Raw genomic sequence first — 21,357 nt, forward strand, 5'->3', positions numbered from 1 at the left:
GATGGCAGAGACAAAAAATATTCGGCTTGAGTTATACGGCCATCGTGATTTTTACAATCTCCAAGATGTAGTGCGCTTGTTTTATGGCTTGAGTATCTTGCATGAAACAGCCGAGCCAGCTTATTTGGACGTAACACTTTCAGTAAATTCCAAATTGTATAATTTGTTGGAACAGGGCGAAGTTAAGCTCATCAGTGCGTATGATCAAGCAAATGAAACTATTACGGCGAAGCTCTTGTTAGCTGACAAATGCCTACTAGTTAAATCAGCCAAAGTTGCAGATTTTAAGCTTTATTGGGCTGAAGTAATGCATACTTTCTCGCAGTCTAATTCAGCTGAACAAGCAACTTATATAGCTACAATTGAGGATAAGCTAGTTCAAGCCTTGCTTACGCCTAAGCGCCTAGTCAAGAAATTACTCTATGATTTATTGTGCGAAATTGAGGGGCTATGTTTTCCGTGGGGAAGTTTGACTGGCATTCGGCCAACTTATATGGCAACTGAAATTTATCAGTGCCTATATAATTGGCGGGCGCTTTTAGATTATAAATTAGCGAAAGAAACAGCTTATACTTTAGAGCCGAATTTAGCTAATTTAAGCGAGAATGCTTGCTTGAGCAAAGAAATGTTGGCCAATTTATCTACTTGTCGTTTGGCCATGACCAAATATGATTGTGTAGATCTGTGGCAGATAGTATCTAATTGTTTACAGTCGCTTTATGGCCTCAGCGTGGAGAAGGCGGAATTAGTTTGTAAGACAGCTTCTAATGAAAATAAATTGTTGGCTAGAGCTTGTTATAAGCCACTAACTAATAAAGTTAGCACCAGTTCTTCAGAAAAAGTAGGGGATATTAAATTAGCCGTAACTAAATTAGAAACAACTAAATTAGCCTCAAAAGATGAGCGTTTACTATCTATTTATATTGGTATCCCTTTTTGCTTCACACGTTGTGCTTATTGTTCATTTGCACCTAGAGACGGAATTAAGGCCAAAACAGAATTAGTAACAGCCTATGTCACAACTTTGATTAAGGAGTTACAGACATTATGGCCGTTAATTCGCGGCAAAATTCAGACTTTGTATATTGGTGGTGGTACGCCGTCAGCTTTGGATGAAGCTAATCTAGAGCGTCTGTGTAATTGCCTAACTAGCCTTCCAATGTGGAACGAAATTTCAGAGAAAACGTTCGAAGCTGGTCGGGCTGACACGATCACTAAAACAAAGTTGGAAATTGTTAGACAAGCTGGCTTTCAGCACGTTTGTGTTAATCCCCAGTCATTTAATGTAGAAACTTTGAAACATCTCGGGCGGCCTGCTTATGCTGATGAGATTAAAAATGTGATGCAGATGGTGCGCGATTTGAAGTTTCCTGTTTGCAATATGGATTTGATCTTTGGTTTGCCAGGTGAGAAAAGACAAGATATGCTCTATTCTTTGGAGCAAGCTTTAAGCTTTGCACCAGAAAATATCACCATTCATACCTTAGCTTTCAAACGAAAATCATGGCTAGGCCAATTGCGTAATTCTGAGCGTTCTGTGCCGGAAACTGTGCGCCAAGACAGCACCTTGCAAGCTTTTGCCCATGGCTTAAACCAATTACAGTTTGTGCAAAGTGAGCTACATCAGACGCTAACTGATGGGCAAAATTTGTTACAGGCACACGCCTATTTGCCTTATTACATGTATCGGCAAAAAGATGCCGTTTCAGCTCTTGAAAACACTGGTTTTGCAAGGCCGGTTAAATTGGAACAGGCTGGGACGTCAACTTATAGCCTTGGCAATTTATATAATGTACTGATGATGCTGGATCAAACTTCAATTCTAGGTTTTGGCTGTTGTGCGATGAGCAAGTTCGTCAACAAAAGTCAGGTTGAGCGCTTCAGTAATGCCCGCTCCGTTGCTAGTTATTTAGAAAATAGCGAGGCACACAACCTCGCTAAAGCCAAATTAATTGAGCGTTATTTTGGTGCTTAATTAGTTCACTTTTTGTAGTTTCTTAAATTTTAAGTTATCTATTTCAAATTTATTGTCATTAACTCGCTTTTCTAATAAGCGCTGTTCGATGTATTTATCAGTCATACAAACTAGATATTGCTGATTAAATGTTGTTACCCAATAATAATCGTGACTTAAATTTTTCAGACCTTCGATTGCATCGGGAATAGCAAAAGGGCAATGCCTAAAAAGCCAATGGCGTTATCAATTAGCTTTTCTGATTTGCTCAGCTTGGGTACAGCCATCAGGTTGTAAATTTCATCATCTGGAAATTTTTTGCAGATCCAGTAATCTTTTTTGACCTTTTTAGTTTGACCTAAAGCAAGTTCAAGCTCATAATTTTCACGTGTAGTTAAAGTTTGCGTAAGCTCGTCATTATTGAGTAAGTCATCTAGACTTGTATTGAGCAATTTAGATATTGCCTTTATGTTTTCAATGTCAGCATGCCTGTATCTGTTTCCTATTTAGCAATCGCTGAGCGTGAAACACACAGCTTATCTGCTAATTGTTCTTGTGATAAAGCAGCTTTTTTCCTAGCTAGTTTAAGTTTGCTAATCAGAGTCATAATACACCTCTGAAATGACTAAATTTTCCAAAGAGAATTATCTGTTGATTCAACTATAAATATTGGCATGCGTTGACTCAAGCTACTTATCGAAACAACGCTGTTACGCTACGTAACAACAGAAAAGCTGGCTACAAGCGCCAGCTTCTGACTTAATTCACCACTTGAATTACTTAGCAAAATTACCTAGCCAAATCCTTAACTTCTTTGACAGCTTGGGCCAAAATAGATTCAGCTTCTTTTTCAGTTCCCGCCAGCACATCAATATAGAATTTTAATTTAGGTTCTGTGCCAGATGGCCTTAGAGCGACAGTTAGATTATTATCGTAGCGGAATTTCAAAAGATTTTGCGCTGATAGATGTAGCTTTAGAACATGACTTACTGTTGCTGTTTGGTCTACCCAAGTGTAATAAGTTCTAGTTAGAGGTAAATAATCCTCAACATATGCCAATTTACCGCCTGCCAAATTAAGAGGCAGATTGCTTCTGAATTTCTCAACGATGCCTTGAATGATTTTAACGCCTTCTTTTGTAGCATTGACGATATTGAATGGAGAAGAGAGGAAGTAACCATATTTTTTACGCAAACTTGTGAAGAATTGCCACAAACTGGATCCTTCAGCTTTTAAGTTAGCAGCAGCCATAGCAAGGGTATAACAGCTAGCCAAACCATCTTTATCACGGACAAAATCAGGATAAGCATAACCGATACTTTCTTCATAGCCCATGAAGAAAGACTTGCCTTCTGCTTTTAGATAAGGAATGGTACCACAGATATTTTTGAAACCAGTTAAACTCTCTTTGACACCTAGGCCATGCTCTAGGGCGATAGTTGCGCCAAAATCATTAGTGACAACGCTTTTTACAAGCACATCGTCAGCTGTTAATTTTTTGCCACAAGCTTCAGCATTATGTAAGCGGACAGCCAAAATCAAAGCGCCAATTTCATTACCACTTAGAATATGCCAGTTTTTGGTTTGATCAACTAAGGCGCAGGCAGAGCGGTCAGCATCAGGATCAGAAGCAACGACTAATTCTGCATCACTTTGTTTAGCCAAATTAATCGCCAAGGTTAAAACTTCTGGATATTCTGGGTTAGGTTGAGGTGCAGTTGGAAAATCTGCATCAGGCTCTTTTTGTTCAGGTACAACCTGCAAATTGCTAAAACCAGCTTGCGTAAGTAGAGGGACAAAATATTTAGCACCTGTGCCGTGAACTGGAGTGTAAACGACTTTTAAGTCATGCTTAGCTTTAGTAAAGGCTGAATTATGCGAATGGACTTGCCACAATGTTTGAATATCACGCAAATAGTTGCTGACAATTGTTTCTGGTACGAAATTAGCCTTAGGCAATTTTTTAATTAAATTGTCTTTACAGTTACCATTTACAAAATATGTCGTATTAGCTTTGGCCATTTCCATAGCGTTAGCGACAAAGTTAGCAGTTTCTTCGCCAATTTGGATACCATCAGCGCCATAAACTTTGTAACCGTTATAATCTTTGGGGTTATGGGAAGCTGTTAGCACGATACCACAGTCGCAGCCTAAAGGCCGAATACTGTAGGCTAGCATTGGTGTAGGGGCATATGTTTCAAAGATATAAACTTCATGTCCCTCGTTAGTGAGGATAGCGCTTGCTAAAGTAGCGTATTCTTTTGAGTGATGGCGTGTGTCATAGGCTAAAACAACTTTAGTAGTTTGATTGGGCTTAATATGTTTGAGCCATGCTGAAATACCTAGCGTTGCCAAAGATACCGTGTATGCGTTTAAGCCATCTAGGCTAGGCTCCATCAAGCCACGCAAACCGGCTGTACCGAATTTGATCATGAGATTGCCTCTTTTCATATACATTAAGTATAAAATTTATTAGGTCGTAAACAACTTAGGCTAGAAAATCGTAAGCCAGTCGTTCGCCACCGTGCTTAATGAATATTTTACCGCAATAAACAAAGTGTGTTCGCTTAAGTGCAGCTTGCATCGGCTTATTGTCAGAATGCGTGTCAATGCGTATATAGCTGTAGCCATACAGTTCCTTTGTTTTATATAAAGCAAATTTAACTATCTCGGAAAAAGTATGCTTAAGCTTGTGATTGCTAGCTACACGATGTAAAGTGACATAATTAAGTTCATTATTAGACCATTGACCATGAATTTTTTGATAGTTAGGTTCTATGCCTAATTGAAAGACGAAAGAAGCTAATAGACTATGATTAGATTGTAAGACATCAGTTTCTACTGCTTCGAGGATATAGAGCTGTTTCTTATGAATATCTTCTGTTAAAATTTCTTTACTAGGATAGCCTTGCCATTGGGTGGGATTGCCGCTTTCTATCATATAGAGTCTAGTTTGGTGATAATGTTCTAATAAATTGGGCATATCTGTAAGCTGAGCAAGCCGAATTTGATAGTTAAGAGAGTCTTTACTTGCCCGATAAATCTTAGTTTGCTTCATATGAGAAAACCTCTAATTACATTCTGCCACTTTAGTTGTATTCTTTAAGTATAACAGACAGAAGCATAAATGTTTGCACCTATGATTGTAACTTTTGTAGGTTATAATCTACTCCGTTTGGGCTTTGCCTGAATAGTCACGCAATTTTGCGGTGGCTTAAAAGTTGTTTGAGTAATTGTTCAGTTGATAGGAGGACATAAAATGATTAACAGCTTTAATATTTTTGACTACGAAGATATTCAATTGATCCCGGCTAAATGTATCGTCAAAAGCCGTAAAGAATGTGATACATCAGTTAAATTAGGTAAATTTACGTTTAAAATGCCGGTTGTCCCATCGAATATGCAGACTGTTATTGATGAAAATTTAGCTACCTTATTAGCAAAAAATAATTTCTTCTATATCATGCATCGCTTTGCACCAGATAATCGCTTGAAATTCATCGAGAAAATGCAGGCTGATGGTCTTTATGCTTCTATCAGTATCGGTGTTAAACCGAGCGAGTATGAACTTCTAAAAAAGATCAAAGCAGCTCATTTGCAACCAGAATATATTACAATTGATATTGCACATGGCCACGCTGATACAGTTATTGACATGATTAAATATCTAAAAGAGAATTTCCCAGATTCATTCGTAATTGCTGGTAACGTGGCTACACCTGAAGCTGTGCGTGACTTAGAAAATGCTGGAGCTGACGCAACCAAAGTCGGTATTGGCCCTGGTAAAGTCTGCATCACAAAGTTAAAAACAGGTTTCGGTACAGGTGGTTGGCAGCTATCAGCCTTAAATTGGTGCAGAAAGGCTGCTAACAAGCCAATAATTGCTGATGGTGGCATTCGTCAACATGGTGATATTGCCAAATCCATTCGCTTTGGCGCAACTATGGTCATGATCGGATCACTTTTTTCTGGTCATGAAGAAAGCCCAGGCGATGTGATTGAAAAAGATGGCAAGTTGTACAAGCCTTACTACGGTTCAGCTTCTGAATATCAGAAGGGAACACATGAAAATGTGGAAGGCAAGAAGATTTACTTACCATTAAAGGGTAGTATCATGGATACACTTACAGAGATGCAACAAGATTTGCAGTCAGCTATTTCTTATGCCGGTGGACGCTCGTTGGGTGCTTTGAAGTTAGTTGATTACGCGATTGTGAAAAATTCTATATTCAATGGTGACTATTAAATTTAACTAAGTGGCGAAGGTTTACTTAGACCAAAGTGGAAAGTACATAGTATGAATGAGACGGAGAGATCCGCCTCATTTTTTATTTCAGGAAATATTTTTTTGTACAGTTTCTTGGCTGAAAAAGTGATTCAATTGCTTGCTTTTTTTATAAGCCAGGTTAAACTGTTTCTTAGTCAGAACATTGCATCTTTTCATGGTAAAAGAGCGATAGGAGGTAGATTATGCAAAAATTAAATGTGCTGTCAAATGGCAGTGGGAAGCTATCAGCAAACTCAACTGTTAGTAACGTACAGCAACAAACCAAGGCTAAAATTAAGCGCTTAGCAATCTTAGCCATTTTCGTCAGTATCGAGTTGTTACTCTTTTTCACACCTTTGGGCTTCGTGCCAGTTGGTCCAGTTAATGCCACAACTTTACATATTCCAGTTATAATTGCGGCTCTTTTATTAGGCCCAACAGCTGGTTTATCCGTAGGTTTTGTGTTTGGTCTTTTGAGCTTACTCAAAAATACATTTAATCCAACTATTACCAGTTTCGTTTTTTCACCTTTTTATAGTATTGGTGAAATTCACGGTAATTTGGCTAGTTTGTGGATCGTGCTTGGACCACGCTTAATCTTAGGCTTAGGCACAGCTTTGTTGTTCCGCTTATGTGTGAAACTTTGGCATAAGCCAGCTTTATCCGCTGGATTTAGTGCCGTCGTAATGACTTTTATGCATACGATTCTTGTTATGTCGAGTATCTATATTTTCTTTGCAAAGCCTTATGCTCAAGTTAGACAGGCAGCTCCGATGACTTTGTTTACCGTAATAGGTACAGTCATTGCTTTGAACGGCGTAATGGAGTTACTTTTAGCTTGCTTCTGTGCTATTGGTTTTGTCAAAGTTGTCAAGCCTGATTGGGTCAAATAGGAGGAACAATGGCCAAAAAGCATATTGTTTTAGTTATAAGTGGCGGTATTGCCTGCTTTAAAGCTTGTCAATTATGTAGTGATTTAAGCAAAAAATATGAAGTGCAAGTGATTTTAACCAAACATGCAGCTGAGTTCGTGAGCCCAGTTACCTTTGCTACATTAACTAAACGCCCATGTCTGATTGATATGTTCTCAGCTGAAACTGACTACACTAAAGTTATACATATTGAACTAGCTAAGTGGGCTGATTTGGTAGTAGTAGCGCCGGCAACAGCTAATATTTTAGCCAAAATGGCAAACGGTATTGCTGATGATTTAGCTTCAACTACTTTATTGGCTGCTAGATCCAAAATATTAGTTTGCCCAGCTATGAATAGTTTCATGTTGGATAATTTAGCTACGCAAGCTAATATAGCAACTTTGTGTAAGCGGGGAATTGAAGTTATGCAGGCGGAAACTGGCTTTTTGGCTTGTGGTGATATCGGGCGGGGCAAATTACCAGTTCCATCTGAGATTGAAGCTAAAATTGCAAACTTACTTTTAGAAAGTCAAACCTTAAAAGGCTTAAAAATAATAGTTACAGCTGGTCCGACAGTTGAAGCAATTGATCCAGTTCGTTATATCACCAATCATTCTAGCGGTAAGATGGGCTATGCCATTGCCAAAGTTGCGGCGATTAAGGGAGCAGATGTCACGTTAATTTCTGGCCCTGTGAATTTAGAGACTCCTGTCAATGTGAATGTAGTTCAAGTTAAGACAGCCTTAGATATGTTAGAGGCAGTTAAAGCTAACTGGTCGGATCATGATATGTTAATTATGGCGGCAGCGGTGGCTGATTATCGACTTAATAAAGTTGCTAACCAGAAAATTAAAAAGTCGGAAGCAAGCTTGCAGCTTGAATTAGTCAAAAATCCAGATATCTTACAATGGGCTGGTGAACATAAACAAGCAAAACAAGTGCTTTGTGGTTTTGCCATGGAAACTGAACACTTGTTAGAAAATGCTAAGAATAAGTTGTTAGCTAAAAACTGTGATTTGTTAGTAGCCAATGACTTGACTACTAAAGGTGCAGGTTTTGCTGGCGATACAAATGTTGCAACATTGCTGTGGCCTGACAAACAAGAGAGTTTAGCACTTATGAGCAAGACTGACTTAGCTTCTAAGTTGCTTTCAGTTTGTCATGAATTATATCAGACTAAGAATAAGTAAGGTGGATCTAACATATGTTAATGACAATTGATGTAGGTAATACAACGATTTTGGTTGGCGTGTTCAAAGGTGAAGATTTATATGCTTCATTTCGCCTAAACTCACGTACGGAACGTACTTCTGATGAATTAGGTATCTTGCTCTTAAATATGTTAGCTAGCAAAGGTATAAGTGACAAAGGTATCAACGATGCAATAATTAGTTCTGTTGTACCTAAATGCATGCATGCTTTGACCTCAGCTTTGCAGAAGTATTTTCATGTTAAACCATTAATAGTAGGACCGGGAACTAAAACAGGCATTGAAGTAAGGACAGATAATCCAAAAGAAGTAGGCGCTGATAGAATAACTAATGTGGCAGCCTGTCATGCCATGTACAAGGGAAATAGCTGTTTGGTGATTGATTTTGGTACGGCCACAACCTTTGACTATATAGACAAAGACGGCGTGTTTAAGCATACAGTTATCATGCCAGGTTTGGAAATTTCAACTAGAGCTTTGTTCACTTGTACAGCCAAATTGCCAGAAGTTGAAATTAAAAAGCCAAGTAGCATCTTAGTCAGCAATACTGTTCAAGGTATGCAAGCTGGCATTGTTTATGGTTATATTGGGTCGGTTGAGTACATTATTAAAGCAATGAAAAAAGAACTCAACGATGAACCGTATGTTATTGCCACAGGTGGCTTAGGTAGCTTGATTTACAACGAGACAGATCTTATCGACATTTACGATCCAGATATTGCATTTAAGGGCATGAAAGTGATCTATAAAAAGACGAGAAAGATTCAATCTGATCTCATTGATTAATAACTTTTGTGATAGACTTAGAAGGTAGTTAATTAAGCTGAAAAAATTATTCGAGGTGACTTTAGATGAACGTTATTAAAGTAAAAGATCAAGTTGCAGGTGGTCAGGCTGCTTTTAAGTTGATTAAGCAGGCCATAGAAGCTGGGGCTCAAGTTTTAGGTTTGGCAACAGGCAGTTCGCCTGAAACTTTGTATCAAGAGATGGTGAACAGTGATTTGGATTTCTCCAATATGTTAGCTTTCAATCTTGATGAATATGTCGGGTTAGCCGCTGATAATGAGCAAAGTTATCATTATTTCATGCAGGAACATTTATTCAAATTTAAGCCATTTAAAGCTACTTATATTGAAAATGGTTTGGCTAAGGATTTGGAAGCTGAAGTTGAGCGCTATGAACAACTTTTACAAGCTCATACGATCGATGTGCAAATTCTAGGCATTGGTGTGAATGGTCATATTGGGTTTAATGAGCCAGGAACTTCGTTTGACTCATTGACGCATGTGACTAATTTAACTGAGTCTACAATTCAAGCTAACAAACGCTTCTTTAATGATATTTCTGAAGTGCCAACTAAAGCTCTCACGATGGGTATTAAGTCCATTTTGCAAAGCAAACAGATCATCTTGTTAGCTTATGGTAAAGCCAAAGCTCCAATTATTAAGCGCTTATTATCTGGTGAAGTGACGGAAGAAGTACCAGCTAGTGCTTTACAGAAACATCCTAACGTTACAATCATTATTGATGAGGAAGCAGCTAGCTTGCTCTAAGTTAGTTAAGCCAAAATAATAGCCACTATATTCTTTGAACATAGTGGCCTTTTTTTATGCAAACTAGTGGATTTTTAATTAGCTAAAATAGAGTCTAATTAAAGATTCTTATCCATCGTGAAGCTCATCTTGGAGAAGCTGAGACTCTGTTGCAATAAGTCTGTTAAGAGATTGCGTGTCTTTGTTAAGACATAATCAGCTGTAACTTGGTTAGCTTCTGTCAAATAATTTGTCAAAGCTCCACCTGTTAATTTTTGCTCAGTTACGGCTTTTCTAACCTCGGCAATACGCTTCCTAGAATAGCTTTGCATCTCGTAAAGATAAGCGTTGTCCTTATCTGCAAATGTATCATAATGGCTCTCTACAACGTAGCTTAAGAGCTTAAACAACCAATAAGCTGAATTTGTATCCAACTTGTTAGGGGAGTACTGATAAGCTTTTGGTGTGTCATTGACATTTGCAAAGAATGGCACATAAGGTGTGAAAGCGTTTGTAGCAAATGATAACCACTGAATTGCTTGTGAACCGTTTGTAATTTCAGGTTGAATTTGCATGATATGTGATTCTTGTGTACGAGACAAGGAGATAGCACGGAAACGCTTGCGGCTAGCTTCAGTACCCATATGACCGATAGGATCGAATTCTGTTTCATTGTAGTGAGAACTTAAGCAATAAGCGACATCCTCAACACTTAAGAGTCTATCTGCTTTGTTGATGAAAGGCAGATATGGGGAAGTTGGCTCGTCATAGAACTCTTCATCGAGGTAAGTATGAATGAACCAAGCACGTGGTGTGTTGTAAACACGATCCTTAACATTGGAAGTACCGAAGATGTGTCTGAAAACAAACCCTTCACGATCTGGATTCAATTTGTGTTCGTTGACGAACTCTTGAATACCAGTTGACCAAATGTAATTAGCTGGATCATTGAAATCAATATCTTCGATTGAAACCTGGTTAGGAGCAACTGCGTAGCAATCATCAGGAATACGGACAGCTACATAGTGGTGGCCACATGGAATTTCCATATACCAAGCTTCATCTTTATCAGCGAACAAAATGCCGTTACCCTCGGCAGAACCGTATTTTTCAATCAACTTGCCTAAGAACTCTACGCCTTCACGAGCCGAATGAATGAAAGGAGCCACGATATGATTGAGGGCATCTTCAGCTATACCATCTTCAACAAGTGGATCATAAGCTAAAACGCGTGGATTGCCATACACACTCTCAGTAGCACTGATGCTAACATTATCTGAGTTCCAACTTGCTTGACCATATTCACCTTCGACAGATGGGTCAGCTTGTGGCACATAGGTGCAACGCATAGCCTTACTTGGTAGGTCAACTGTAACACCAGTATGTACTGAATGATAGGTGCGATTAGCTACATCACTTGCTTGTTGAACAACAAAAATTTTCGGATCGATTGTATCGTGATGGTCTTCATTACGAGCAATCATAATGCTGCCATCAATACTAGCTTTTTTACCAACGATTAAAGTAGTACATGAACTACGGGAATTTGTCATAGAAAAATCTCCTTTGCAATACTTAAACATATATAGTATAACGCAAAAGCGATTATGGTTGGATGCAAATACTCATGTTTATAAAGCGTGGTACAATGAACAAAGCTAGAAGAAAGAGAGCCAGCTAGATGAAGATAGGTTTAGTAGTTTGTCCGACATTAGTTAAGCAACCATTTCAGGCGCTTAAGCAGATGGAACTTATTATGCAGCAACAAGTTAAGAATGCTTATGACCTTTTAGTCTTCCCACAAGCTTATCTTCAGGGAATTTACGCAATTTCGGATGATGCTAATACAGCTAATCGAATTGCCATACGCCAAGATAGCAAGTTAATTAATAAGCTGCGTTCTTTCTGTGCCAAATATTGCTTGGGCGTGGCGTTTGGCTTTTATGAAAAAGATGATGCCAATGCAATTTATGACAGCTTTATGATTGTCAATCGTGAGGGCAAAATTCGGAGCATCCAGCGCCAATTGAGTAGTCATTGGGGCGAAACTGCAGGTAATCAAGGGGCTGACAATACAAACAGCGAAAAAGTTAATTTGGACCAACTTGCTTTGAATGATTTATTGTTCGAAGAAGCTGAGCAAAAGGAGTTGTTAGCTGAATTAGAGCAAAATGATGCGATAGATTCTGAACATCCTTTGCAGGCCAATTTCAGCCAGGGCGATGCCTTACAATGCTCTTTTTTTGCTGGCAAACGAGTACTTATTTTAATTGGTCAGGATTTGGTGCAAGAGAGCTTAATTGAAGCGGCTGCCAGTTTGGAACCAGACATCGTGCTTTGCCCAGATGCTTTGGCTTTGACTGAGAAAGAATATGACGAACACAAACATAAAGTCTGGCCAGCTATTTCCGAGCGCTTAGATTGTCCACTGTTAATTGTTAATGGCTGTTATCAAGATACCTATGTTAAAGGCGGAGCTTTGGCCTATATTGGGCGTAAGTTTCCTTTAGAATTAAAAATAGGCGAGATGGGTATTTTGCCAGTTGAACTTTAGTTGTTAATTTAACGAAAATAGTTAATTCAAATTAAGACAAGAAAAGCAGCCTTAGGAGCTGCTTTTAATATGTAGATTAACTTTTGTTTCCCATAAATTAGATCATACGCTTTAATTTTTCTTCATCTTTAATACAAATTGACTTTGGTCCGACAAATTCAATCAAACCTTCATCTGAGAATTGATTAAGTTTACGGCTCATTGTCTCTCTGGCTAAGCCAGCGTAAGAACCCATCTCTTCACGATTGATTGTTAAATGCAAAACTGTTCCACGCTCAGTTTTTTCACCATAAGATTCACTCAAACGCAACAAAACACTAGCCACCTTGGCATCAGCAGAGCTAGAAACTAGGCAATTAATCAAGTTTTCTGCCCATCTGATACGGTCATAGCATTTGTCGATGATCAAGCGCAAGATAGATGGCTGGTCATAACAATATTTCATAAAACTGGATTTGCCGATAGCTGCGACTAAACAATTTTCAACTGCTTGGCCAGTGTAGAGATAATTGTGATCTTTTAATAAGTTAAGACCACCGATAAAATCACCAGCCGTATAAATATAGAGAATCTGCTCACGTCCATCGGAGGTATAGCTGTAAATTTTGCAACGTCCGTCAATTAAAATATAAAAGACATTAGCATCATCGCCACTTCTAAAACAATAGTCACCTTTATTCAGACTGAAAATATCAATTTCTTTAGCTAAAGCATTTTGATCTGCTTCAGATAGGTCACGTAAAATGGCGATTTTTTCGGCGTTGACCAGTCCACCACCGCGTACAGGAATAAGTAAAGGGGCAGATTTCGGTAAACGGTATTTCGAAGACTGCCGATTTGAAAATTGATTCATAGCCGTAACTCACTTTCTGTCTAATAGATTACCATATATAGTAACTTCTTGACAAGAAGACAAATTGAAATACCATAAGTAGTGGCATTACTGCTTGAGGTAGGCAAAGGGCTTAATTTTTGGGGCAATTAGCGTAGGCGCCAACCAACACCCCAAATAACTTTTATGCAATCATTAAAACCAGCATTGCGCAATTTATTGCGTAAATGTGAGAGGTGAACAGTCAAAGTTTGCTCCTGCATGAAATCATCACCCCAAACAAAAGCATAAATTTGCTGCTTGGTAAATACACGCATAGGCTCTTTTACAAATAAGGCCAAAATTTTAAATTCAATCTTTGTCAGTTTCAAAGCCTGCTGATTGACAGTTACAGTTTGAGTGTATGGATTAAGCTCAAGATTATCGAAAACTAAAATTTGCTGCTTTTCAGGGAAGCGTTGCTCAATTAATTTCCGTAAGCGGGCGATAACTTCCTCGCGATGAAATGGCTTTGCAATATAGTCACCAGCGCCTTTAGCCAAAACATCAACTAATGTATTGACATCATTTTTAGCCGTGATAACTAATACAGCAATTTTTTTGCTCTGACAGAGGGCTAAAAGTTCTTCGCCGCTCACAAAAGGCAGCATCAAGTCAAGCAATACAATATCAACAGGCTTATTGGTAATGTAATTCTTAGCTTCACTACCGGTATAACAACATGCACAGTTGATATTTGTGTAAGTTTCTTTTAGGCCATCTACGATTGATTTAAGGATATTGTTAATGGAAAAATCATCTTCGACGATCAAAAAATTCATATCAGAGTTGATCCTTTCTTTTTGTACTTGCATAATCCGTAAAAGTTAGCGTGAGATATAATCTGGCCTTATGGCCTGTGATGAGTAATTTTTTAGAATTTGTTTGAGATGCTTCATTTTCAGCAATGACCTTAGTAGTTTCATAGGGCTTTTCGTAAATTGTCAGTTTAATATTTAAACTTTCAGCTAAATCATGTACGATGCTCATACCTAAGCCAGCGTGGGGATTGGTTGAAACTTGGCTGCGGGCGCTATCTATGCGATAACTACGTTGACAGATCAAACTCAAATCGCTGATACCAGGGTTATACCAAACATTACTAAAAGTCAAAATTTGTTTAGCAAAACTACTTTTGAGGCTGATTTTAAGTTCCTCTTCGCCGTGTTCCAGACAGTTTTTCAACAAATTGGCGACAATGCGCTGACAGCTTAATTTGTCTTGCTTAATTTGAGGGAGATCTTCATCTAAATCAATCTGTACATGATTAGCAAAGCGTTGCTCAATTTCGCTAGCTCTAGCTGCAATTTCATTGGCAACTAAGTCAAATAGGCTAAATTCTGTGATGTTTGGGGCTTTATCGCCGCTGTCAATCAAAGAATAAAGATAAAAACTCTTAACTTGAGAGCTTAAACTAATTGTGCGCTCCTTAATTAAATTGAGTTCGTCGGTTAAGGTTTGACCTGTTGAAAGTTTTACGTTTGTCAAATTCTCTTTTTCTAATAGTTCGATTGTGCCAAGCATAGTGGTGAGTGGAGTTTGAAAATCATGTGCGATGGACGCAATTAAATTTTTCTCTTCCTGTAAAGCCTGAATATGGTCTTTTCGTAATTTTTCAGTCCGCTTGTGATAAGCTTGAATTTTTTGCTCAAGTTCTCTATGCGCTGGCATCCAAAAGTTTATTTGGCTTTGCCAAGCCAAATTGTCATTATTGAATAAGAGCTCCAAATTATGCAGAAATTCATGCAGATGTTTATTTTCATATGTATATAAAGCTAGGCCACATACACTGAGAATTGTAAAAATTATACTTGCTAAATAGAAATAAAACATATTAAATATCCTGCTTTTTGAATATATGATATGCCAAGGCCAAAATTACGACAAGATAAACCAAGATGAGTAAGTAATCATTTAATGTCCAGAATAATTCTGTGCGGACAATATTATGAATTTCATCAGAAAATGGGTGAATTATTTCCCGAGGTAGGTAGAGGAAGATGAATGGCAATTTGCTTTTAAGACTGAATGCATAAAAATTACTTCTATATGTATCTAGTGGTAGAAATATACCTAGAAAGTAAATACTGCTAGCAAATAACAAACTGAGATAATTGCCTTTTAAGATTATTACGAAAAGTAGCAAAAGCGCTATATAGAGCCAATTGAGATAACAACATTCGATACAGGCAATCAATAAGATTTTGTAGTAGGCGGGATTAGCAAATGCTCCAAAAACTGGTGTATACGCGGCTGCAAAAATTAATGCATATAAGCAAATGAGGGTGCTAGCTAATAAGCAAGCATATAGATAAAGACTCAAGAAAATTTCTGTTCGTTTGTAAGCACTGTTGATACAGAGCGTGACTTGATTTTGGCGATAAAAATGGCAGAAGAGAAAAGCTCCTATGTATAGTAGCTCAAAAATCGGGATAACTTCAGCTGTCAGGGTGTCAAGGATGTAAAACATGTCCCATTCATGTCTGAAGACTATTTCGCTCAAAATGGAATTCTTTAGATTGATAGGTTCAGAAGTGCTATAAGAAAAACAGGAATTGACCATGCCAGAAAGCAAAAGGACACATACTAAAATTACGAGCAGCGAAAATTGTTTTGCCTTGTTTTTCCAGAACGTAGTATGGAGAAAATTGATTAGATTAAACATATCTAAACCTCCTTGTTTAACTCATACACGTATTGATCAATACTGAGCTTATCTTGGCCAAGTTTTTCTATATACACATTGTTGGTATAGAGCAACTTGTTAAGTTTAACGTAATCGAGCTTAGTGGCGCAGTTAAAAGTGATACCTTCTTCATCATCAAAACGTAAATTTCTTAAATCAGGCAACTTGCTTAGTAAGGATAGCGCTTCTTTGTTGTTGGTAGTCGATAGCTGAAATGTCATGTTACTTAAATTGTTTAGTTCATTTCGGTTCAAGTTTTGCTTAATTTTGCCATGCTGAAGAAAGGCGAAGTTATCTGCTAACTGATTTAGTAAGTACAGGTTATGAGAGCAGATGATAAAACTTTGCTGTTTCTCTAATTGGCGCTTCTTGATGAGCTCTATCAACTTATGGGTACTAATTGCATCTAAGTTGATAAAAGGTTCATCCAAAATATAAAGCGCTTTATCTGCCATAAAAGTCATAATCAAAAGTATACGTTGCTTAATACCTTTTGAAAGTTTGTTAACATTGGTATCTAGGTGGGTGATTATATCAAAATAAGAAGCTAGTTCAGACCAATTTGCTTTATCGATCCGTTGAAGTTGACAGACTAGATCAAGATTTTGCCGAACTGTCAAAGCTTGATTTAACAAATCGCTACCTTGATAAGCTATCTGCTGGCGTGCTATTTGCAAAGCTTCTTTCTCCATTTGGCCAAACAGGCTAATTGTGCCGCTATCCGCCTGATATAAACCGATGATGATTTTGCAGAGCGTACTCTTGCCAACGCCGTTTACACCAATTAATGCCTGAATCGTGCCAGATTCAACTGTAAGGTCTAGTCCATCCAAGACGCGACCCTTTGCTATAAATGTTTTGCAAATATTTTTTACAGATAGTAGTTTCGCTTGCATTTTGACCTCCATATTCATTTTAAGCGGTGTTCGCTCCTTAAGTATTAAAAAAGTTATAATTTGCCTAGCTGTTTTTTGCTTTAATTTGAGCTTGCATCGAGGGTGCCTTTTTGGTATAGTTTGCGTGTTGCCTCCATAGCTCAGTAGGTAGAGCGCATCCATGGTAAGGATGAGGTCACCAGTTCGATCCTGGTTGGAGGCTCTTTTCTTTACCAAATTTTAGATAATTTTCAACATCTAACAGTGTATAATGACAAAAATAAAAGGTTTTACCCTAAAAAGGAGGTATGGATGGATAGACAGTATAATTTTCAGCGCGATTATAATAATCAGTTATATGATCAATTTGATAAGCCAGGCCAAGGGGCAACTTATGAAGCTGATTACTATGTTGAATCTGAACAACCGAGAGTTAACAGAAAGCGAACAAGACGCCCGTTAATTGGTAGTTTGTATGGGGAAGACTACGTGGACGATGATATGCTTGAAGAAACATATCAAGCAGGTCCGAATTATACAGCTAATCCATACAATTTGCCGACAAATAACAATCTACCTTATGAAAGAGAGTCTTATTTTGAGGATAATTATGAGAGGCAGCCTAATTATGCTCAATATGCAAAAACTACGCAGTATGATGAGAATTTGCGCTACGCTGAAGATCCACGCTATGCAGAACAAACACGCTACGCAGAAGAACCAAGGTATGCAGAAGAACCACGTTATGTAGAGGTAAAAAATTATAAGCAAGCTCCTATACGCCCTAAGAAAAGACGTAGTCGCGTAGGCGTATTCAGCTTGCTTGGCTTAATTGCTTTAAGTATGCTCTTTTTGCTAATTTATCGTAGGATGATGCCTAAACGTACTACAACTAAAAATTCATTTAGTTTATTTGACCATCAGCGAGGCAAGAATAAACCAGCTGCTAGTAATTTAACTAATGCAGCTAAAAAAACTAAAACAAATAATTCCGTGCCTAATATCAGTAAGGTAGCTGAAACATTAGATAATTCAGAAGTACAACAAGCTCCCCAACAAGCAGCAAGTATAGGTGGAAGTGAGAACTTCCAAGGTGCCATTAATTTATCAGATGAGCAAATTTCACGTATGCTTAATCTTAACTTGCAGCCAGAAGAGGAAAATGTGCGTCACAATTTAGCTATCTTAGGTGAAAATGATAAACGAGTAGCTGAATTGATTGACGCTGAGGAAGAAGGCAAGTTAGCTCCTAGTATGTTACGTTTGGCTGCTAAAAACGAGGCATTTGATTTCGTGTACAAATATTTACAATTGCCAGCCAATTCAGAATTGAAGCAAGCGACAGCTACGAGCAAAACAGGTGCAAGTAGCTTGGGTAATTATAAGTTACCAGCCGGCAAAGTTTTACAAGCTCCTTATTATAAACAATGGGATGAACGCTGGGGCTACAAGCCTTATGCAGGTAGCGTGATTGGGACTTATGGTTGTGGAGTTACTTGTATGGCTAGTGTGCTTGGTTATCTTACGAATGATGCAACAATTTTACCAGACAAGCTAGCGTTACTATCGAATGAGTCCAATATGAATCATGGCGGTACAGATACGAGCTTTATACTGCTTGCAGCAGCGAAATATGGTTTTCAAGCTGTAGGAATTCCAGTTTTGGCTAATAATTTCAAGGCAGCGATAGATAACAATAACGCGATTGTCCTGAATGTTGGACAAGGCAATTTCACAGCCGGTGGTCATTATATTGCAATTATTGGTTACACAGATGAGGGCAATTTCATTATCTATGATCCAGTTAGTCCTTATCATACAAGTCAAGTTTGGCCGATTGAGTTATTACAAAAGCAAAATGCAAAGGCCTGTTGGGCGATTGGAAAGTAAAGAAGCTGTATTGAAAAAGGTCCACTTTTTGGTGGACCTTAGTGTATACGTAGATTGGGTTAATTTTTATTCAGCAATCAATTCACCGGCATGAGCGCCTGAATCCAAAAGATAAATCTTTTCACAAGTGAAGACAACAGCCAACTTTGGTTTACCCATCTTCAAACCTGGAGCTGCTTCAACACAGTCAGCAAAAGGCTTTGTACCTTCTTCAAAGATTTCGCAAGTTCCAACAAAGCGGAAACCTTTAACTTTGGCACGATCAACTACGGCAATAGCTACCTTGCTGCCAGCGCGAATATCCTTGATAATTTGCTTATTAGTATTTTCATTCCAAATAATTTGATTATCGCTATAAAGACGACCAGAACGCTTAGGACCAATATTTGGTAAACCTTCACCTGAACATGTTGCAATCATGCACAATTGCTCTTTAATCATCTCTTTCATAGCATCAGTAAAATTAGCCATTTCATACCTCCTTGATTGCTTATCATTATACTGGAAAATCGTGATTAAATCAGGCCTGATCTGGTAACTTTGCATGAAAATATGTCCTTAAACACATTTAGGAAATTTTGAGTAGCACTTATTTTTGCGCTATACTTAACGGACTAGAGCATTTAAGAGGTACAGCATGAGTACGAAAAAGATTTTGGAACTAAAAGAACTAGCTTTGCAGATTCGCTTAGCATTGATGGATGAGATTATGTACTTAGGTTTTGGTCACTTAAGTGGTAGCTTATCTATTGTAGATACGTTGGCTGTTTTATACGGTGAAAAGATGCACGTACGCTACAAGGAGCCTGATTGGTCAGGTCGTGATTACTTAGTAATGAGTAAAGGTCACGCCGGCCCAGCAGTTTATGCTACTTTAGCTTTGAAGGGCTTCTTCCCACGTAGCTGGTTACATACATTGAATCAAGGCGGCAGCAATTTGCCAAGCCATTGTGACCGGACAAAGACACCAGGCGTAGATATGACAGCTGGTTCATTAGGTCAAGGTATTTGTGCAGCAGCAGGTATGGCCCTGGGACTTAAACGTCAAGGTAGTCAACAGAAAGTTTATTGCGTAGTTGGCGATGGTGAACTTGATGAAGGTTCATGCTGGGAAGCAATTATGTTTGCAGCCCAACATCAATTGAACAACTTCTATTTGTTAGTTGATAAGAATGATAAACAACTTGATGGTGATACAGATGAAATTTTGTGCCATCATAATTTTGCTGAACAATTCAAGTCTTTTGATTGGCAAGTTCAAGATGTATTAGATGGTAATGACGTTCAGGCCATTTCAGAAAACATGCAAGCTGCTGAAGAGACAAATAAGCATGGCAATACACAGCCACATTGCTTAGTCTTACATACAATTAAAGGTAAGGGCTATGCAGAGTTGGAAGCTTTGAAACTCAATCACCATGTACAAGTTAAGCAAGATGAAGCAAAACAAGCTTGTGTAAGATTGGAAGCTGAGTTAGCTAATGTACAAGCTGAATTAAAGAAGTATGCTGATGAGAAGTCCGAAGTTTCAGGCGTTGTTCCTGAAAAAGAGGCAAATAGTGCTGAATTCTGTCAAGCTTATTTGGCAAAGATTCAAGATAGAATGTACGTCAAACCAGGCAAAATTAGTGGCGAGCCTAAGTTTGAAGTTGCTTACAATGGCGAGAATCATGTTCAGAACAAAGAGAATTTCTTGCACAGCTTAGAAGAATTACGTGAAGTTGATGATAAGATCATTTACTTAGACGCTGACTTAATCAATTCTTCAGGTGCTTACAAATTCTGGCAAGCTCATCCAGAAAATGTAGTTGAATGCGGTATTTGTGAAGCTAACATGATTGGTGTAGCAGCAGGTTTAAGTGTGGTTGGTTATAAGCCATATTGTCATACATTTGGCCCATTTGCTTCACGTCGTTGCTATGATCATGCCTTTATTTCTGTAGCATATGCTGGCAATTCAGTGCGTATCTTTGGCTCTGATGAAGGTGTTTGCGCAGCTTATAACGGCGGTACACATATGCCATTTGAAGATTTGGCTTTGTACAGAGCTATTCCACATGCCACGGTTTTGGATATTTCTGATGGTACTTTGTTTAAGCAAGTTATGAAATTGACAAAGGATCATCCAGGTTTGACTTATTTCCGTGGTACACGTAAAGCTTTCAAACGTATTTACAGTGATGATTCACAATTTGTCATTGGCAAGGCTAATGTCCTCAAGAAAGGTACAGATTTAACCTTGATTGCTTGTGGCTTGATGGTTGGAGAAGCTTATCAGGCAGCTTTGGATTTGGAGAAAGAAGGCTACTCTGTTGGCGTAATTGATATGTGGACATTGAAGCCATTAGATGTTGAAGCTATTTTGACAGCTACTAAAGAGTCCAAGGCAATTATGACTGTGGAAAATCACAATGTTATCGGTGGCTTAGGTGATGCAGTGGCTGCTTATCTGGCTGAAAATAGCATTGCATGTAAGTTTAAGAAATACGGTGTTAATGATGAATTTGGCCAAGTTGGTACACAAGATTGGTTGCAAAAAACTTATAAGCTGACAAGTGCTGATTTGGTTGCATACGCCAAAGAACATATGCTTACAAAATAAAA

At 38.3% G+C, this 21,357-nt stretch carries 20 protein-coding genes and 1 tRNA gene; 10 read left to right on the forward strand and 11 right to left on the reverse strand.

All coding sequences use genetic code 11. The features are described 5' to 3' along the window. Nucleotide 1 precedes the first annotated feature (1 nt). Nucleotides 2-1,975: a radical SAM protein gene (locus PYS62_RS02845; protein ID WP_066713375.1), complete on the forward strand. Its 1,974-nt coding sequence runs from the start codon at nt 2-4 to the stop codon at nt 1,973-1,975. Between the two features lie 164 nt (nt 1,976-2,139). Here PYS62_RS02845 and PYS62_RS02850 read toward each other — a convergent pair whose 3' ends face one another. From PYS62_RS02850 to PYS62_RS02860, 4 genes are all read right to left on the reverse strand, one after another. Then, entirely contained in the window at nt 2,140-2,406 is a 267-nt protein-coding gene (locus PYS62_RS02850) for a hypothetical protein (protein WP_066713378.1), read from the reverse strand. 50 nt (nt 2,407-2,456) lie between these two features. Continuing rightward, nucleotides 2,457-2,561, reverse strand: a complete 105-nt coding sequence (locus tag PYS62_RS07470) for a helix-turn-helix domain-containing protein (RefSeq protein WP_082714284.1) — start codon at nt 2,559-2,561, stop codon at nt 2,457-2,459. 182 nt (nt 2,562-2,743) lie between these two features. Beyond that, the gene (locus PYS62_RS02855) at nt 2,744-4,387 is read right to left on the reverse strand and encodes a phospho-sugar mutase (RefSeq protein WP_066713380.1); all 1,644 of its coding nucleotides are present in this window, start codon (nt 4,385-4,387) and stop codon (nt 2,744-2,746) included. 55 nt (nt 4,388-4,442) lie between these two features. Beyond that, nucleotides 4,443-5,012, reverse strand: a complete 570-nt coding sequence (locus PYS62_RS02860) for a hypothetical protein (RefSeq protein WP_066713382.1) — start codon at nt 5,010-5,012, stop codon at nt 4,443-4,445. Nucleotides 5,013-5,213: 201 nt separating this feature from the next. Between PYS62_RS02860 and PYS62_RS02865 the strand changes: the two genes are divergently transcribed. The 5 genes from PYS62_RS02865 to nagB all read left to right on the forward strand — a co-directional run bounded on the left by PYS62_RS02865 (nt 5,214) and on the right by nagB (nt 9,898). Continuing rightward, on the forward strand, nt 5,214-6,200 hold the full coding sequence (locus PYS62_RS02865; RefSeq protein WP_066713384.1) for a GMP reductase: 987 nt from the start codon (nt 5,214-5,216) through the stop codon (nt 6,198-6,200). A 224-nt stretch (nt 6,201-6,424) separates the two neighbouring features. Beyond that, on the forward strand, nt 6,425-7,114 hold the full coding sequence (locus PYS62_RS02870; RefSeq protein WP_082714286.1) for an ECF transporter S component: 690 nt from the start codon (nt 6,425-6,427) through the stop codon (nt 7,112-7,114). 8 nt (nt 7,115-7,122) lie between these two features. After that, the gene (coaBC, locus tag PYS62_RS02875; protein ID WP_066713388.1) at nt 7,123-8,325 is read left to right on the forward strand and encodes a bifunctional phosphopantothenoylcysteine decarboxylase/phosphopantothenate--cysteine ligase CoaBC; all 1,203 of its coding nucleotides are present in this window, start codon (nt 7,123-7,125) and stop codon (nt 8,323-8,325) included. A gap of 14 nt (nt 8,326-8,339) precedes the next feature. Further along, nucleotides 8,340-9,131, forward strand: coding sequence for a type III pantothenate kinase (locus PYS62_RS02880; protein WP_066713391.1), 792 nt, complete (start codon nt 8,340-8,342; stop codon nt 9,129-9,131). Between the two features lie 65 nt (nt 9,132-9,196). Continuing rightward, nucleotides 9,197-9,898 carry a glucosamine-6-phosphate deaminase gene (nagB, locus tag PYS62_RS02885; protein WP_066713394.1) on the forward strand — a complete coding sequence of 234 codons (702 nt, stop codon included), beginning with the start codon at nt 9,197-9,199 and terminating at the stop codon, nt 9,896-9,898. A 98-nt stretch (nt 9,899-9,996) separates the two neighbouring features. On the opposite strand, the gene PYS62_RS02890 is transcribed toward nagB, so the two are convergent. After that, nucleotides 9,997-11,430 carry a C69 family dipeptidase gene (locus PYS62_RS02890; protein WP_066713397.1) on the reverse strand — a complete coding sequence of 478 codons (1,434 nt, stop codon included), beginning with the start codon at nt 11,428-11,430 and terminating at the stop codon, nt 9,997-9,999. Nucleotides 11,431-11,558: 128 nt separating this feature from the next. On the opposite strand from PYS62_RS02890, the gene PYS62_RS02895 reads away from it, so the two are divergent. Continuing rightward, on the forward strand, nt 11,559-12,431 hold the full coding sequence (locus tag PYS62_RS02895) for a nitrilase-related carbon-nitrogen hydrolase (protein ID WP_066713400.1): 873 nt from the start codon (nt 11,559-11,561) through the stop codon (nt 12,429-12,431). A 97-nt stretch (nt 12,432-12,528) separates the two neighbouring features. Here PYS62_RS02895 and PYS62_RS02900 read toward each other — a convergent pair whose 3' ends face one another. The 5 genes from PYS62_RS02900 to PYS62_RS02920 form a co-directional block, all read right to left on the reverse strand. Continuing rightward, nucleotides 12,529-13,284, reverse strand: coding sequence for a Crp/Fnr family transcriptional regulator (locus PYS62_RS02900; RefSeq protein WP_066713404.1), 756 nt, complete (start codon nt 13,282-13,284; stop codon nt 12,529-12,531). Nucleotides 13,285-13,412: 128 nt separating this feature from the next. Continuing rightward, a complete protein-coding gene (locus PYS62_RS02905; protein WP_066713407.1) occupies nt 13,413-14,084 on the reverse strand; it encodes a response regulator transcription factor in 672 nt (223 codons plus the stop codon). A 1-nt stretch (nt 14,085) separates the two neighbouring features. Next, nucleotides 14,086-15,135: a sensor histidine kinase gene (locus PYS62_RS02910; protein WP_066713410.1), complete on the reverse strand. Its 1,050-nt coding sequence runs from the start codon at nt 15,133-15,135 to the stop codon at nt 14,086-14,088. Nucleotide 15,136: 1 nt separating this feature from the next. Next, the gene (locus PYS62_RS02915) at nt 15,137-15,967 is read right to left on the reverse strand and encodes a hypothetical protein (RefSeq protein WP_066713413.1); all 831 of its coding nucleotides are present in this window, start codon (nt 15,965-15,967) and stop codon (nt 15,137-15,139) included. Between the two features lie 2 nt (nt 15,968-15,969). Further along, nucleotides 15,970-16,884, reverse strand: a complete 915-nt coding sequence (locus PYS62_RS02920; RefSeq protein ID WP_066713415.1) for an ATP-binding cassette domain-containing protein — start codon at nt 16,882-16,884, stop codon at nt 15,970-15,972. Between the two features lie 129 nt (nt 16,885-17,013). Between PYS62_RS02920 and PYS62_RS02925 the strand changes: the two genes are divergently transcribed. Together PYS62_RS02925 and PYS62_RS02930 are read left to right on the forward strand one after the other, a co-directional pair. After that, nucleotides 17,014-17,086 (forward strand) — tRNA-Thr (locus PYS62_RS02925). 89 nt (nt 17,087-17,175) lie between these two features. Beyond that, nucleotides 17,176-18,753 carry a C39 family peptidase gene (locus PYS62_RS02930; RefSeq protein WP_066713417.1) on the forward strand — a complete coding sequence of 526 codons (1,578 nt, stop codon included), beginning with the start codon at nt 17,176-17,178 and terminating at the stop codon, nt 18,751-18,753. Between the two features lie 66 nt (nt 18,754-18,819). On the opposite strand, the gene PYS62_RS02935 is transcribed toward PYS62_RS02930, so the two are convergent. Then, complete coding sequence (locus tag PYS62_RS02935; protein WP_066713420.1) at nt 18,820-19,224, reverse strand: pyridoxamine 5'-phosphate oxidase family protein; 405 nt, start codon at nt 19,222-19,224, stop codon at nt 18,820-18,822. Nucleotides 19,225-19,390: 166 nt separating this feature from the next. Between PYS62_RS02935 and PYS62_RS02940 the strand changes: the two genes are divergently transcribed. Continuing rightward, the gene (locus PYS62_RS02940) at nt 19,391-21,355 is read left to right on the forward strand and encodes a transketolase family protein (protein ID WP_082714289.1); all 1,965 of its coding nucleotides are present in this window, start codon (nt 19,391-19,393) and stop codon (nt 21,353-21,355) included. Nucleotides 21,356-21,357: the final 2 nt, after the last annotated feature.

It is taken from the genome of Amygdalobacter nucleatus, assembly GCF_029167365.1.
Classification (GTDB): domain Bacteria; phylum Bacillota; class Clostridia; order Saccharofermentanales; family Fastidiosipilaceae; genus Amygdalobacter; species Amygdalobacter nucleatus.